At 54.2% G+C, this 14,730-nt stretch carries 17 protein-coding genes and 1 other RNA gene; 16 read left to right on the top strand and 2 right to left on the bottom strand.

What is annotated here, in order from left to right:
• Positions 1 to 122 precede the first annotated feature (122 nt).
• From PYCH_RS05635 to nuoI, 13 genes are read left to right on the top strand one after another with little or no spacing between them, the layout of a single operon-like run.
• Positions 123 to 629, top strand: a complete 507-nt coding sequence (locus PYCH_RS05635) for a Na+/H+ antiporter subunit E (protein ID WP_013905890.1) — start codon at positions 123 to 125, stop codon at positions 627 to 629.
• Positions 626 to 880, top strand: a complete 255-nt coding sequence (locus PYCH_RS05630) for a monovalent cation/H+ antiporter complex subunit F (RefSeq protein WP_013905889.1) — start codon at positions 626 to 628, stop codon at positions 878 to 880. Before PYCH_RS05635 ends, PYCH_RS05630 begins: the two co-directional genes overlap by 4 nt.
• Positions 877 to 1,257, top strand: a complete 381-nt coding sequence (mnhG, locus tag PYCH_RS05625; protein ID WP_013905888.1) for a monovalent cation/H(+) antiporter subunit G — start codon at positions 877 to 879, stop codon at positions 1,255 to 1,257. The genes PYCH_RS05630 and mnhG overlap by 4 nt, the downstream gene beginning before the upstream one ends.
• Positions 1,254 to 1,538 carry a DUF4040 domain-containing protein gene (locus tag PYCH_RS05620; RefSeq protein ID WP_013905887.1) on the top strand — a complete coding sequence of 95 codons (285 nt, stop codon included), beginning with the start codon at positions 1,254 to 1,256 and terminating at the stop codon, positions 1,536 to 1,538. The genes mnhG and PYCH_RS05620 overlap by 4 nt, the downstream gene beginning before the upstream one ends.
• Positions 1,532 to 2,239: a Na(+)/H(+) antiporter subunit B gene (locus PYCH_RS05615; RefSeq protein WP_013905886.1), complete on the top strand. Its 708-nt coding sequence runs from the start codon at positions 1,532 to 1,534 to the stop codon at positions 2,237 to 2,239. Before PYCH_RS05620 ends, PYCH_RS05615 begins: the two co-directional genes overlap by 7 nt.
• Positions 2,236 to 2,580, top strand: coding sequence for an NADH-quinone oxidoreductase subunit K (locus PYCH_RS05610; protein WP_013905885.1), 345 nt, complete (start codon positions 2,236 to 2,238; stop codon positions 2,578 to 2,580). The genes PYCH_RS05615 and PYCH_RS05610 overlap by 4 nt, the downstream gene beginning before the upstream one ends.
• Positions 2,577 to 4,064, top strand: coding sequence for a proton-conducting transporter transmembrane domain-containing protein (locus PYCH_RS05605; protein WP_013905884.1), 1,488 nt, complete (start codon positions 2,577 to 2,579; stop codon positions 4,062 to 4,064). Before PYCH_RS05610 ends, PYCH_RS05605 begins: the two co-directional genes overlap by 4 nt.
• Positions 4,061 to 5,917, top strand: coding sequence for a proton-conducting transporter transmembrane domain-containing protein (locus tag PYCH_RS05600; RefSeq protein WP_013905883.1), 1,857 nt, complete (start codon positions 4,061 to 4,063; stop codon positions 5,915 to 5,917). The genes PYCH_RS05605 and PYCH_RS05600 overlap by 4 nt, the downstream gene beginning before the upstream one ends.
• Before the next feature lie 3 nt (positions 5,918 to 5,920).
• Positions 5,921 to 6,850, top strand: a complete 930-nt coding sequence (locus tag PYCH_RS05595; RefSeq protein WP_013905882.1) for a respiratory chain complex I subunit 1 family protein — start codon at positions 5,921 to 5,923, stop codon at positions 6,848 to 6,850.
• A 10-nt stretch (positions 6,851 to 6,860) separates the two neighbouring features.
• Positions 6,861 to 7,439, top strand: coding sequence for a NuoB/complex I 20 kDa subunit family protein (locus PYCH_RS05590; RefSeq protein ID WP_013905881.1), 579 nt, complete (start codon positions 6,861 to 6,863; stop codon positions 7,437 to 7,439).
• Positions 7,436 to 7,960 (top strand): NADH-quinone oxidoreductase subunit C, encoded by a 525-nt coding sequence (locus PYCH_RS05585; protein WP_013905880.1) that lies wholly within the window; start codon positions 7,436 to 7,438, stop codon positions 7,958 to 7,960. The genes PYCH_RS05590 and PYCH_RS05585 overlap by 4 nt, the downstream gene beginning before the upstream one ends.
• Before the next feature lie 10 nt (positions 7,961 to 7,970).
• Positions 7,971 to 9,146 carry an NADH-quinone oxidoreductase subunit D gene (locus PYCH_RS05580; protein WP_013905879.1) on the top strand — a complete coding sequence of 392 codons (1,176 nt, stop codon included), beginning with the start codon at positions 7,971 to 7,973 and terminating at the stop codon, positions 9,144 to 9,146.
• Positions 9,146 to 9,745, top strand: a complete 600-nt coding sequence (gene nuoI / locus PYCH_RS05575) for an NADH-quinone oxidoreductase subunit NuoI (RefSeq protein ID WP_048058228.1) — start codon at positions 9,146 to 9,148, stop codon at positions 9,743 to 9,745. The genes PYCH_RS05580 and nuoI overlap by 1 nt, the downstream gene beginning before the upstream one ends.
• 1 nt (position 9,746) lies before the next feature.
• Here nuoI and coaBC read toward each other — a convergent pair whose 3' ends face one another.
• Positions 9,747 to 10,970, bottom strand: a complete 1,224-nt coding sequence (gene coaBC, locus PYCH_RS05570) for a bifunctional phosphopantothenoylcysteine decarboxylase/phosphopantothenate--cysteine ligase CoaBC (RefSeq protein WP_013905877.1) — start codon at positions 10,968 to 10,970, stop codon at positions 9,747 to 9,749.
• Positions 10,971 to 11,066: 96 nt separating this feature from the next.
• On the opposite strand from coaBC, the gene PYCH_RS05565 reads away from it, so the two are divergent.
• Both PYCH_RS05565 and PYCH_RS05560 read left to right on the top strand, forming a co-directional pair.
• Positions 11,067 to 11,414 (top strand): DUF4870 domain-containing protein, encoded by a 348-nt coding sequence (locus PYCH_RS05565; RefSeq protein ID WP_013905876.1) that lies wholly within the window; start codon positions 11,067 to 11,069, stop codon positions 11,412 to 11,414.
• A 50-nt stretch (positions 11,415 to 11,464) separates the two neighbouring features.
• Positions 11,465 to 13,354, top strand: coding sequence for a S16 family serine protease (locus PYCH_RS05560; RefSeq protein ID WP_013905875.1), 1,890 nt, complete (start codon positions 11,465 to 11,467; stop codon positions 13,352 to 13,354).
• Here the strand turns inward: PYCH_RS05560 and PYCH_RS05555 are convergent.
• Positions 13,338 to 14,624 carry a phosphoadenosine phosphosulfate reductase domain-containing protein gene (locus tag PYCH_RS05555; RefSeq protein ID WP_013905874.1) on the bottom strand — a complete coding sequence of 429 codons (1,287 nt, stop codon included), beginning with the start codon at positions 14,622 to 14,624 and terminating at the stop codon, positions 13,338 to 13,340. The two genes, PYCH_RS05560 and PYCH_RS05555, sit on opposite strands and share 17 nt — an antisense overlap.
• A gap of 48 nt (positions 14,625 to 14,672) precedes the next feature.
• Here PYCH_RS05555 and PYCH_RS09645 point away from each other — a divergent pair.
• An RNA gene (locus PYCH_RS09645) (C/D box small nucleolar RNA) lies at positions 14,673 to 14,726 on the top strand.
• Positions 14,727 to 14,730: the final 4 nt, after the last annotated feature.

Genomic DNA, 14,730 nt, shown 5'->3' with positions numbered 1-14,730 from the left:
AACCTCAGGTTTAAAACCTTTAGGAGCTAGGCAAACATTTATAAAAGTTCGTTGCAAACCAACGGTGAAATATATTGGAAGAAATCTTCAACCAACAATAAAGCGGGCCGGGAGGGTAAGAAATGGCTGAGGCAAGCAGGATAAGTCGCTACCTCTATACTATTATCGTGCTGTTCATCATATGGCTGTTTCTGACGGCAAGTCTGGATCCTCAGGAACTCGCGTTCGGACTGGTGCTGTCCCTAATCATTGGGGCCTTCACCTACGAGATATTTACAACGCGCGGCCTTGCCAACCTTCACCCCAAGAGGGTCGCCTACGCGATAGCCTACATTCCCTACTTCCTCTGGGCCATGCTCCTGGCAAACCTTGACGTGGCTTATCGCGTCCTCCATCCGAAAAGGCCAATAAACCCTGGAATCGTTGAGTGCAGAACAAACCTCAGGAGCGATGTCGGGAAGCTCGTTCTGGCGAACTCGATAACCCTGACGCCCGGAACCATAACACTCGAGGTTGAGGGTGACAGGTACTTCATCCATTGGATAGACGTCAAGGATGCCTCCGTTGAAGGGGCTTCTAAGAGCATAACCGGGCCCTTTGAAAAGTTTCTGAAGGTGATCTTCGGATGATAGGGATAAACGTTTATCTCGCCCTCATAGCGATAGCGACGCTCCTAAGTATGTACAGGGTCTTTAGGGGACCCACTATCGTGGACAGGCTTGTGGCCGTCGACATCATGACCACGATAACCACGGGCCTCATGGTTCTCTTCGCCCTATACTATAAGAGGATGATATTCCTCGACGTTGCCCTGATCTACGCGGTTCTGGCCTTTGGAGGAGTCATAGCCTTCGCACGCTACCTGGAGGGAGGCCTATGAACGTCCTCGTGGCGGTGGGGGAGTTCCTCGTGCTGTTTGGCTCAGCGTTCTACTTCCTATCAACCCTCGGTCTCATCAGGATGCCCGACGTCTACACCAGGATGCAAACGGCAACCAAGAGCGCTACCCTTGGCTCCCTCGGCGTCATAATCGGTGCAGGAATATGGGCCCTCGGTGATGGTGGAAGCGTCGCCTGGCTCACGAAGACGATAATAATCGCGGTCTTCCTCCTCCTGACTAACCCGATAAGCGCTCACACTCTCATCAGGGCCGCGTACAAGAGCGGCATCCCTCTCTGGGAGGGCAGCGTAGTTGACAAATACCGGGAGGCCAAGGCCCGGGCCGAGAGTGGCGAAGAGGAGGGTGGGGAGGCATGAACTGCATATCCTGCATCGAGTATATTATCGTCGCCCTCATGGTGCTGTCGGCCATACTTGCCGTCGAGTGGAGGGACCTGCTGGCGGCCGTGGTTGGAATGGCAGCGGTTAGTCTCTTCGCGTCAATACTGTTCTTCTTCCTGCAGGCGCCTGACGTGGCCATGACGGAGGCAGCGATAGGAGCTGCTCTCAGCGGTGCGGTGTTCATCTTCGCGATTAAGAGAACCTACAGGTATGAGAGTGAAGAGGAGGAAAGGCCAGGGTGGTGGGTGAGATGGTGAAGAGACTCCTTGCCATACTTGTCCTCCTCATCATTGGTTACTGGCTTGCCCAGGGCCTTGCCAACGTTCCCTTCGGTGAGAACAAGATGCTCGTCGGCCAGTACTATCTTGACCACGTTAAGGAGCAGACCGGAGCTGTAAACGCCGTCACCGCGGTCGTCGTCAACTACCGTGGCTTCGATACCCTCGGTGAGGTCACAGTCCTATTCATCGCGTCCACGGGCGTCGCCGCCCTCCTCTGGAGGAGGAAGAGGAAAAGGACGGCCAAGACGAAAGGTAGCGTTGTCCTGACGACAGGAACAAAGCTACTCTTCCCCTTCGTGATTCTGTTTGGCGCCTACATCTTCATCCACGGCCACCTCACCCCCGGTGGAGGATTCCCCGGCGGGGCCACCATAGCAACGGCCTTCCTTTTGCTCTACATGGCCTTCATAACTTACGAGATTCCGCACAGGGGCTTTGAGGCTACCGAGGGACTGGCTGGAATGGGTTACGTCCTCGTCGGCCTCATAGGCCTTGCAATAGGTGGCTACTTCCTCCTCGACTGGGTATGGCAGACATGGGGCTTCGGCCACGAGAACCTCGGCAGGCTCTTTAGCGGCGGCTTCATTCCGATAATCTACACCATAATCGGCATCAAGGTCGGCATGGAGCTGAGCGGCATCGTTGACAACATGCTCAAGGAGGAGGTGAGCGAATGATAAGCGCCTACTACTTCGGCTCTGTAGCGTTGATCCTCATCGGCCTCTATGCCGTGCTCGTCAAGAAGAACCTACTCAAGATCCTCATAGGCCTTGGCATAATGGAGACAGGGGTAAACTTGCTCCTCATAAGCATCGGGTACGTGAGCGGAAGGAGCGCTCCGATACTTAGCGAGGGGATAGGCCCAAACCAGGCCGTTGATCCAATACCGCAGGCGCTGGTTCTTACGGCCATAGTTATCGGCGTCGCAACCACCGCCATGGCCCTTAGCGTTGCCATCCTGATTTACGAGAAGTACGGAACCCTTAACGTTGAGGAGATAAGGAGGTTGAGAGGATGAGCGGGCAGTTCGCGTCCCTCCTCATAGCGCTTCCTCTTATCAGCGCCTTCTTCATCCCCGTGCTAAAGCAGATTGGAAAGGGCCTGATAAAGCCGTTCCTTATCCTGATAACGGCCCTCCAGACCGGTATAGCGGCCTGGGTCTTCAAGGAGGTCTACACGACCGGCGAGCCCATCATAGTCTTCGCGGGTGGCTGGAGACCACCCATCGGCATAAACCTCTACATCGGCCACTTCGCGGCACTGTTCGTGCTCATCGTTGCCGCCATCAGCTTCCTCATGGCCGTCTTCAGCCTCAGGGCCGTCGAGGTAGAACCCATAGACAAGTTCGCCATGCTGTTCCTCCTGCTGATGCTCGGAGCCACGGGCATGATTGCAACGGGTGACATCTTTAACCTCTTCGTGTTCATGGAGATAACCGCCATAACGGCCTACGCCCTCACCGCCTACAACAAGACTGGCGAAGCCGCTGAGGCCTCAATGAAGTACATCGTCCTTGGAGGAATAGGCTCAAGCTTCTTCCTCATCGGCGTGGCCCTTATCTACGGCTCCCTTGGAACCCTTAACATGGCTCAGATAGCCCAGCTTGCTGGCAGAATAAACCCTGTCGTGGCTCAGGTTGGCCTCGCCCTGATAATCTTCGGCCTAGCCGTCGAGGCAGAGCTCTTCCCGCTCAACGCTTGGGCGCCAGATGCATATCAGGCGGCACCCCATCCGATAACGGTCATGTTCTCGGCCTTCGTCGTTAAGGCCGGCCTTTACGCGATGGCTAGGATCCTCTACATTATGAGCTCCACAGTCCGCTGGTCGTCCGTCCTGAAGTTACTCCTCGTGATGGCGACCCTTACCGTCGTCATCGCCGAGCTCTCGGCCCTTAGGCAGAGGAACGTCAAGCGCATGATAGCCTACTCCAGCATAGCTCAAATAGGCCTCATAACCCTCGCCTTTGCCCTGGGAACGGCTGAGGGCGTTGAGGCAGGGACATTCCACATGGTTAACCACGCCATAGTGAAGGCCCTCCTCTTCTTGGCTGTCGGCTACGTGGCGATAACCCTTGACGGTGCAGAGCTAGAGAAGTTCCAGGGACTTGGCAAGAGGATGCCGCTCACGGCCCTCGCCATATCTGTTGGTGCAATAGCGACGGTGGGCATACCGCTCTTCAACGTCTTCTGGAGCAAGGTCAGGATAATCATGGCGACACTCGACGCCGGTTACCTCTGGGCAGCCGCCCTCGTGCTGTTTGCGAGCGTCGTCGAGGCCGTGTATTACTTCAGGCTGCTCCACACAATGTGGTTCGGCAAAACCGGGTCGAAGGTCGGAGAGAACACGGTCGTGGTGGCAATGCTGCTCTTCTTGCTGGTCCTCGTGGTGGCCATAGGGATTTACCCAGACTACGCTTGGAGCCTTGCGAAGAAGGCCGGTGAGGACATCTTCAACGTGGCCCAATACGTTAAGAACGTTCCCTTGGTGGAGGTGGGAGCATGAACGAGCTTCTAATAATAATTTTCGCACCCCTTATGGCAGGTGTGCTCGCTGGAGCCCTCAACGTTAAGGGAATCAGGGAGCTCCTTGGCGTGGGTGGTGCACTGGTCCCGCTCGCCTACCTCGTCAAGCTCTACCCGAACCTCAGCGCGGGTGGAATAAGCTATAACCTGAACTTCGGCGGCTTCACGTTCGCCTTCAGCCTCGGTCAGCTCAACTGGATATTCGCCATGATAGCCGGTGTCGTCGGCCTGGCGGCGGTCCTCGGTATGGTCTCGACTGTCAGGAGCGGCTACGAGTGGCTCTTTGCCCTTATGAGCCTGACCGGCGTTTACGGCGTCTTCCTCGCCAGCGATCTGCTTGGCTTCTTCATATTCTGGGAGCTCATGACTTTCGGTAGCTTTATGATGGTGCTCAAGTATAACAGGGGAGCATCCCTCAAGTACTTCGTTCTAAGCATCGCCGGGGCCTACGCCATGCTCATAGCCATCGGCCTGATATACGCGAAGGTCGGATCCTTTGCATTTGCCGACATACGCTCAGCCTTCTACAGGGATGCCCTCTCCCTGACAATGGGCGGACCGGCCCTCTTCAGCAGGGGCGAAGTGGCCTTTATCTTTGGCCTCTTCCTGCTGGCCTTCGGCGTTAAAGCGGGCATGTTCCCGCTCCATGTCTGGGCCCCCGACGCCTACGGTGAAACCAACCAGAGTTACACCGCCATGTTCAGCGGCGTCCTCAGCAAGACGGGTGTCTATGGCTTCCTGCTCCTCTACCTCCTCATGGGTTACAGGCTCTTCTACGAGTTCGGGACCGTCAGAAGCGCACCCGCCTTCGGCTACATAATCGCGTTCCTCGGTGGTTTAACCATTATAGTCGGAGGCATCCTCGCCGCCCTCCAGGAGGACATCAGGAAGCTCTTCGCCTACTCCAGTATAAGCCAGCTCGGCTACATCCTCGTGGGCATAGGTGTCGGGACGGCATTGAGCATACAAGCGGCAATATACCATGCCATCAGCCACGCCCTGTTCAAGGGCCTGTTCTTCCTCATAGTTGCCACGATAATATATCGCACCGGCAAGACCGAGTTCAAGGACATGGGCGGCTTAGCAGAGAAGATGCCTTTAACCTTTGCCATGGCATTCGTCGCAATCCTCAGCCTCGCCGGAATCCCGCCCCTCGCCGGATTCGCCAGTAAGTGGCTGATATTTGAGGCTGTGATAAGTCAGAACCTGCCAATACTCGGCGGTATGCTATTCTTTGGAAGTGCCATAGGCTTCGTCTATCTCATCAGGTTCACCTACGCCGTGTGGTTCGGTCAAAGGCCGACCGACCTCGACGACATCAAGGACGCGCCTCTCCCGCTTGCAATAGGCATGGGAATACTGGCTGCCTTAAACGTGGCCTTCGGCGTTGCGCCTGGCCTCGTCGCGAAGGAACTCAACAAGATATTCGGACAGGAGGTCATCGGCGGGACTATATGGGAGCTGGATTTAGGCTTTGGCAGGTATAACGGCCTGCTCCTCACCATCTGGATGGTCGTTGGCCTGCTCATAGCGGCCATCGTATACTTCATGGGTGCCAAGGTCAGGAGGGTCCCGGTCACCGACACGTATCAGTCGGGCAACCCGGTTACCATGGAGTACAACCTCACCATCAGGAGGAACTTCTTCCTTCCACTCAAGGAAGCCATGGCCTTCTGGCTCAGGATGAGCTTCGATAGGCTCTACAGAGACATCTGGAAGGCCATAGAGGATCTAGCAGAGACTGTGAGGAACTACGTCTACAACGGAAATGTTCAGGCATATGCTTGGTATCTTGCGGCAATCCTGCTAATCCTCGCGATGTGGGGGGTGTGAGCCATGCTCGGAGCCGTGCTCAAGGCAATCTTCATAATCCTTTACGCAACATTCGTCGGGTTCATGTTCATGGGCATAATCAGGAAGGTCACGGCGAGGATTCACAGAAGGATAGGGCCGCCCATCTACCAGCCCATCATAGACACCATCAAGTTCTTCGGCAAAAGGGAGAACATAACGCACGGCTTAATCTACGACTTCGGCATAATCTTCGCCCTCGGTGCCACTATCTTAGCTCTTATGTTTATTCCCCTGGGCAGCATAAGCATCCTCAGGACATATGGCGACTTAATCCTCATTACCTTCCTCCTCGAGATACCCATGCTCGGCATAATGTTCGCCGCAATGAGCTCCGGCAACCCCTGGGCTGGCCTCGGTGCCCAGAGGGCCCTACTCACACTGCTGGCAATTCAAGTTCCGTTGGGCTTCGCCATAATAGCCCTCGCAGAGTTCTACGGGACCTTCAGCACCTACGAGATAGTCATGGCCCAGCAGGTCGGCGGATGGAGCATATTCCACCTCCCGCTTCTCCTAGTGGCAATAGCCTACGATATAGTCCTCCAAGCGATGTTTGGCAAGGAGCCCTTCGACATGATGATCGCACCTGGCGAAATATCCCTTGGACCCATGGTCGAGTTCGGCGGCAAGCACATGGGAATGCTCCAGATACAACACGCCATTGGCCTCTTCGCCGAGACGCTGTTCTTCGCCAACATATTCCTCGGAGGAGCCGTCGTGATAGCATTCAGCAGTCCAATACTCAACACGCTCGCCACACTGGGAATCCTCCTCGTGAAGCAGATAGCGGTGCTCCTCATAGCGATATTCATCGGTGCGATATTCCCGAGGTTCACCATAGATCAGGCTGTCAAGTTCTACTGGAAGTGGCCCACGATAATAGCCGCTCTCGGGGCGATACTTGCAAGCCTGTGAGGTGATAAAGATGGTTGATTGGAGGCTCTTTGAACCCCTCTTCAACTGGGCGAGGAAGAAAAGCCTTTGGATTGTGTCGTTCTGTACGGGATGTGGCGGTATAGAGATGCCCCCCCTAATGACCGCCCGCTATGACCTAGAGCGCTTCGGTATAATGCCCGACCCAAGCCCAAGGCAGTACGATCTCTTCCTCATAACGGGCTACGTCACGCCGAAGACCCTCAAGAGAATAATAATCACCTACGAGATGGCCCCAGATCCGAAATATGTGTTGGCTCACGGTTCCTGTCCGATAAACGGTGGCATCTACTGGGACGCCTACAACGCGATAAAGAGGCTCGACCTTTACATCCCCGTCGACGTTTACATAGCCGGCTGCATGCCAAGGCCTGAAGCTGTGATGGATGGAATAAAGAAGCTCATGGAAATGATTGAGAACGGTGAAGCAGACGGATGGAAAAGGTACAAGGAGAACTATGAGTGGTATAGGAAGAACCAGGACGAGCTCCTTGGAGAGGGATGGCGGGAGAAGGAGGCAAGGAAGTGGATACCTTGGCTCATGGATAAGAAGAAGGAGGAAGGAACATGACCTGGGAGAAGGGCGAAAAGCTCGTCCAGGAAATCCTTAAAAAGGCTCCCTATGCTGAGGGGAAAGTCAGAAGGGATAGGAGGCTTGAGTTCAGCATTCCTGCAGACAGGATAAGGGACTTCCTCATGACGCTCAAGGAGAGCGGCTTCGAGCTCATGCTCCAGATAACCGCGGTTGACTGGCCCAAGGACGGCGAGATTGAGCTCGTCTATCAGATGTGGAGCATAACACACGGGACGCACGCTATGGTCAAGACCCGCATTCCTCGAGACCTCGACAAGGCGAGGGTGCCAACGGTTAGGGACATTTATCCTGCGGCCGAGACTTACGAGAGGGACGTCCATGATTTCTTTGGCGTCTACTTCGAGGGCAATGACAAGATGGAGATGCCCTGGATACTCGACGATCCCGAGAGGGGCCTGTATCCCCATAGGAAGGACTTCGATATGCTGACCTACGTGAAGAAGAAGTACAAGCTGCTCGACAGGTTCGACGAGAATAAGGACAACTACCTCATCTGAGGTGATGATTATGGTATCCCAAGAAGAGATCATCCGTGAGGCGAGAGAGAACGGGATGGAGTTACTCCCCATAGACAAGGACACCTATGAGCTGTTCTTTGGTCCTCAGCATATGGCGACGGAGAACTTCAGCATAATTCTCAAGATGGATGGCCACAGAGTTATGAAGGCCATAGCAAATCCGGGCTTCCTCCACAGAGGGTTCGAGAAGCTCGCCGAATACAGGCCTTGGTATACCAACATAGCCTTGCTCCTGAGGATATGCGTTCCAGAGCCTGATGTTCCTGAGGCAATCTACTCCATGGCCGTTGATGAGCTAATGGGCTGGGAAGTGCCGGAGAGAGCCCAGTGGATAAGGACGATCGTGCTTGAGATGGCGAGGGTCTCAGCGTACCTCTTCTGGATAATGGGCCTCAGCTTCAAGCTTGGCGTTTACACGGCCGGTCAGTGGGCCGCGGCTTACAGGGAGAGGTTCATGCACCTCTTTGAGGAACTGACTGGGGCAAGGGTCTACCACATCTACACAATCCCCGGCGGCGTTAGGAGAGACATTCCAGGCGACAAATGGTTGAGACAGCTGAGGGACACCGTGGAATACATCAAGAGTAAGCTCTCTGACTTCGACAACCTAGTTTTCGAGAACTACATCGTCCACAGGAGGCTTGAGGGAATAGGCGTTATGGACAAGAAGTTCGCCCTGGCTGAAGGCGTCACCGGTCCGAACCTAAGGGCCACGGGGGTTCCCTACGACGTTAGGAGAGCTGATCCGTACCTGCTCTACCCCGAGCTAGACTTCGAGGTTCCCGTTCTCAAAGAAGGTGACGCCCTCGCGAGGGCTTTGATAAGGCGCTACGAGCTAGAGCAGGATCTCTACATACTGGAACAGCTCCTCGAGATGGGGCCGCCCAGCGGGCCCTACAAGGTCAAAGATCCAAAGCTCAAGAACCTTCCGAGGTTCAAGGTGCCTGCCGGAGATGCCTTCGCCCACGTTGAGTCAACAAAGGGCGACTTCGGTGCCTACGTTGTCAGCGACGGCGGCCACAAGCCTTACAGAGTGCACATAAGGGGTCCGAGTATAGCCCACGGCATTAGGGTTCTCGAGCACCTTCTAGTTGGAGCGAGGATAGCCGATGTCCCCGTCATATTGATGAGCCTCGACAACTGCCCGCCCGACATAGACAGGTGATGGAGATGACCGAGGTTAAGGTTGCCCCTGAGGAGAAGGTGAGAAAGAAGCCTTCCTTCGTTAAGCCTTGGCTCGGCCTCAAATACCTCTTTAAGAGGCCGGTCACGATAAAGATACCGGACGAGAAAATAGATCCGGCCCCAAAGTACAGGGGATTCCACACCCTGGACTGGAAAAAATGCGTCGGCTGCAACTTCTGCGGCCAGATATGTCCGGCGAGGGCCATCGAGATGACATGGATAGAGGGCGAGAAAAGGCCCCATCCTAAGATAGACTATGGCAGATGTACCTTCTGCCAGTTCTGTGTTGACGTCTGCCCTACCGGAGCTTTGAGCTTCATCGAGAGCTACATATTGACGACCACGTGGAGGGAGGAGGAACTGGAGCTTTACGACTGGGTTCCGATTCCTCCCGATAAGTTCAGGGAGATGCAGGAGAAGTTCGGCGACTACCGCTTCCCCCTTGAGAAGATGGAGTTCAACAGGGAGACCAAGGAGGTCACCTACTACCTGAGGGATGGAGAAGTCATGAAGTTCAAGATACTGGGTTACGGCATAAAGCCGCCGAAGTCACCAGCCGAAAAAGCTTATGAGAAGTAGCTCATGCCCTTTCCCTTTCCTTCAAGAGCCGGACTATCTCGTCCCAAATCCTCTCCGCAAGCTCTCTCTTCTTCATTCTCGGTAGCTCTTTCACGAACTCCCTGCCAACTAGGATTACTTCACTTTCTTCTCCTCCGAAGGCCTCTAGGGTGTTGGCAACTACAAGGTCGCTTCCGACCCGCTCGATTTGCCTCTTCGCTTCTTCCACGAGCCTGCTCTCATTAGTCTCCGCCTTGAAACCCACAAGGAATACGTCGGGCTGAATGGCCTTGATACGGTCGATTATCTTGGGTGTCGGTTCCAGCTCTAAGACGAGCTCCCGCCCGCTCTTTATTTTCTCCTCTGCCCTTACCTTTGGCCTGAAGTCGCTCACGGCGGCCGCGTGGATAACTACATCGTACCTCTTGGACTTCAGCTCGCTCTCTATAACCTCTAACATTTCCTCAACGGTCTCGACCTCTATCTGGTTCTCGACGAAGCTTGGAACGCTTCCCTTCGTTCTTATCAGCGTCACCTCTGCCCCGCGGAAGTCCGCCTCCTCAGCCATGGCCACTCCCATTTTTCCTGAGCTCGCATTGGTTATGAACCTGATTGGGTCGATATATTCGCGCGTGGCCCCTGCCGTGACGAGAACCCTTTTCCCTGCCAGGTCTTTCCTGTGGAGCTTCTTTATGACGTGGTAAACGATTTCGTCGATGCTCGCCACTTTAGCCTTTCCCTCCTCGAACCTCGGTCCTATGAACTCGACGCCGAGCCTCTTGAGCTTCTCTATATTTTCCCTGATTATCGGGTGCCTGTACATGCTTTCGTGCATCGCGGGGGCTATCATTATGGGCGTGTGGGGGAAGGCCGTGGTTACCACGGTCGTGACGGGTGTGTCGTCTATGCCGCAGGCTATCTTGGATATAGTGTTCGCGGTTGCCGGACACACTAAAATCAGGTCGGCCTTGTTTCCGTGTTCTCCTGCCAATTCCACGTGCTCTATGAACCCAGTTATCTCGGTGATGACGGGGTTGCCAGTTGCAAACTCCATGGCATAGGGGTGGATTATCTTTTGGGCGCTCTCGCTCATTACCGCATGAACTTCAGCTCCATGCCGTATGAGTTCCCGGGCGAGCTTCACGCACTCGACGGCGGCTATGCTTCCGGGGATGGCAAGAATTATTTTCTTGCCGACGAGTTTTCTGCTCTTGGTAGCATAGATGAGCCTAACGTGATGGAGCATAGGATCACCAGAAGGAATTCGGTGAGAGGCTTTTAAGTCAATCGATATCGAAACCTATATTTACTTCCTGGGACCTTTCCCTAAGAGGTGATAAAGATGGATGGGGAGAAGAGAACGAGTCTTGGCTTGGAGGAGAACGTGGAGGCGGCGCTCGCTTACGTGGGAATATTCATAACTGGGATAATCTTCTTGGCCCTTGAGAAGGAGAGCGAATTTGTTAGGTTCCACGCAATGCAATCTACTGTTGCTTTCTTGGGACTGTTCTTCCTGTGGGCGATATTCTCTATGATACCGTTCATGGGCTGGATAATAGCCCTTCTCGTCCAGATAGTTGGCCTCGTAGTCTGGATAGTCGGTATCGTAAAGGCCTACCAGGGGGAGCGCTACAAGTTTCCAATCGTGGGAGATATTGCCGAACAGTGGCTTCCGAAGGTTAACTTTTGACCCGAAACCCGTATAAATAATCCTAATTCTCTTCTTTTTGGTGGTGTAAAATGAAGAAGCTTGTTCTATTCCTCCTGTTGCTCGTTCTACTATCGCCTGCAGCAGCTCAATGTCCCTGCGAAGGAAGAACGGTGATTTTGAAGGCTCCGGCTGTCTCCCAGACCTCCACAGGCGAGCTCGTCGGCGTCCCCACGGAGTTCGTTATAACCGTGGCTCCGGGCAGTGGTCATGTTTACGTTGAGACTTGGCCTCTCACCCAGGTTGATATGCAAGCATCTGCAAGATTGGCGGCTGAGGTCGCGGGCAGGGTTCTGGGCGTGAACATGAGCCAGTACGACGTCTTCATACAGGTCAGGGCTGACTCACCGATAATCGGGGGCCCCTCAGCGGGCGGCACGATGACCGTGGGCATAATAGCGGCCCTCATGGGCTGGGATATAAGGAAGGACGTGATGATGACGGGCATGATAAATCCCGACGGCAGCATAGGACCCGTTGGAGGAATCCTCGAAAAGGCCTCTGCGGCCCACCAAGCCGGCGCCAAAGTGTTTCTGATTCCAGAGGGTCAGAGGATTCAGGTGGTGACCGAGAGCCAGAGGAAAAGCATAGGGCCAATCGTTCAGATAACCACGACCCAGAAGAAGGTCGATGTCGTTGAATACGCCAAGGAAAGATGGGGCCTTCAGGTCATCGAGATAAGGGACATCTACGATGCTATCTACTATTTCACGGGTCACAAGCTCGAGCGACCGAAACCCCCGGCTCAGGTTCTCATAAACACGGACTTCCTCAAGGAGGACGCCAAGAAGGATTATGAAGAGACTGTGAGATACTACAAGGCCGTTGAAGCGAAGCTCAATGATAGCAACGTGGGCTACACCACCTACAACTACCTCAAGACGGCCCTCGACAGTGCAAGGGCCACGATCGAGAGGGCCAAGGCCGCCTTGGATGCTGGCAAATACTACACCACCATGAGCCTCGACTTCCAAGCAAGGATAGTTCTCCGGCACGTTGAGTGGTATATATATGCAAGCGAGGGGAAGGACATAGAGGCAATCTTTGAGGATGTCCAGGCAGAGATAAACTCCGTCGAGTCCTACGTCTCCAACCTCACGATAAGGGGCATCACAATGCTCCAGGCGGTTGCCGCAAGCGAGGAAAGAATAGAGGAGGCCAAGGAATACCTCAGGAAGGCTCGCACCGACTACTACAACGGGGACTACTGGAACGCCATAAGCAACGCCGCCTACTCCTACGAGAGAGCCAAGACGGCCGAGTTTTGGGCGAGGCTTGGAGAGAGGTTCTCAAGGGGAGAGGTCATACCTAGGAGCAGTATAAAGATGGCGGCAAGGAACCAGCTCGACAACGCTAGGCTGATAGTCACCTACATCACCTCGATGTTTGGAGAGACGAACCTGCAGGATCTGGTGGATGAGCTTAACAAGGGGGAGGCTTATTACGAAGATGGAAAATACTCTGCGGCCTTATTTTCAGCGATGGAGGCGAGGATAAGGGGTGAGATAATCCTCGACACCATAGGGATAGGCAATACAACCGTGCTGCGAGATAAGCTGGCGAGGATGAAAGAGGACGCCAAGATTGCCATAGCGAGGGCCCAGATGGAAGGTGTGCTTCCCCTCTTGTCAATGGCCTACTATGAGTTCGCCGAGAGCTACGAGGCTGGGAACACAACGGACGACATTATAACTGCCATGCTCTTCTACCAGTATGCCAAGGAGACCGCAATGATATTCCTTGGATGGGGTGGAGGAGAGAACAAAGTCGAAGAGGTCACGGACACGGGCACTCAACTGCCTATCCCAACGCCAACCGAGACGACCCAGAAGCCTTCCCCAACGACCATTACGACCTCGGTGTGCGGTCCAGCGCTATTCATTGCACTGGCTCTTGCGCCTCTTCTCAGGAGGCGCCGTTAATCCTTTTCTTCATTATTTCGGGCAGGTGTCCCAGCTCGCTCAGGAGTCTTATCTCCCAATCAGCCAAACTCGGACAGACGGTGCATCCGAGCCTATAGAATCCCTCGTAGTAGAGGGGGTGTAGGTCGAGACCGTTCATTAGGATGTATAGCTGGACCATCATGCCGCTCCAGAACTTTATGGGCATCACTTCCGTGATTGGTCCAAAGGGAGTTTTTCTCTCGACGACGGGCGGCTTCAGCCTTCTCCTCATGCTCTCTCCGTCCCTGTCCCCGACGACAAGGATTGGGTTCTCGAAGTCCTTCACGACGTCATAGAGGGCCTCAACCTTCATCCCTGTGCACCATCTGTTGGTGTGGGTGGGTAGGCCATATCTCTCGAGGGGCATTGGGACCTCCACCTTTATCAGGTCGACTCCCAGCTTTTTGGCTGTTCTCTCTACGTATTCATCCGTCAATGGCATCTCGTATTCCATGCGCACGTAGACGGCGGTGACATTCTTGAATACCTTACTCGCGAGTATGAGGGCAGCTGTTGAATCCTTGCCACCACTCCACGGAACGATGATGTCTCCTTCGAAGCCTTTCAGGAAGGCGGCGCTGGCCCTTTCGAATGCCTCTATATACTCCTTGTTTCCCTCTATCGTTTCATCGAGGGAAACTTCCTCGCTAGCCAGAATCCTCCAGAGAACCTCCGTGGACCTTCCGATTACCTTGCTAACCTCCGCGATCTTATTTGGTCCCGAATAGTAGACTTCCTGGTTCATGAGCTTCCTCAGAACGAGGGAGACGTCTCCCATTTCTACACCTAACAACTCTTTCATGTGCCTCCTGAAGCCCTCTCCGACCGCGAGGTAAGTATCGTAGTCTGGGTTTATCTCAAGGCCAAGAGGATTTGAAGGATCGAGGATATAGGCCCTTCTCTCCTCGGACCATGCGACCCCCAGTCTGAACCTCGCCTTTATATCCTCTATGTTCCCGTAAAGCTCGTCAACGCGCATGTTCCTCACGCGCTTCGTCCTGAGTACTCTCACGAAAAATGGACCCTTAATTTCCTCGCTGATCCTTTGAGCTAGCTCCTTCTCCTTCTCCCCGAAGAGAAAAATTGGGACGTAGGGGTTCTCGAGGGCATCCTGAAGGCCATCCTTGACTTCCTCGAACTTTCTGCCCCCTCCGAGACTCGAAACCCTCAGATAACCACCATAGTTCCTCTCATTTACGTATTGGACGGCCTTCGCGTCCTTTCTCGCCCTCACGATAATGTTGAACATATGTGAATTTTAGGAGTCAGGTTTAAAAACCTTAGAAGGGAGCGGATGGCGATGATGAGAACTCCCTGGCCTGAGCAGTGATGAGGACCGGTTGGCTGAAAAAGAA

The organism is Pyrococcus yayanosii CH1 (assembly GCF_000215995.1).
GTDB classification, from domain to species: Archaea; Methanobacteriota_B; Thermococci; order Thermococcales; family Thermococcaceae; genus Pyrococcus; species Pyrococcus yayanosii.
The sequence above is the reverse complement of the archived record's forward strand: the minus strand, read 5'-3'. Positions and strand labels throughout refer to the sequence as shown.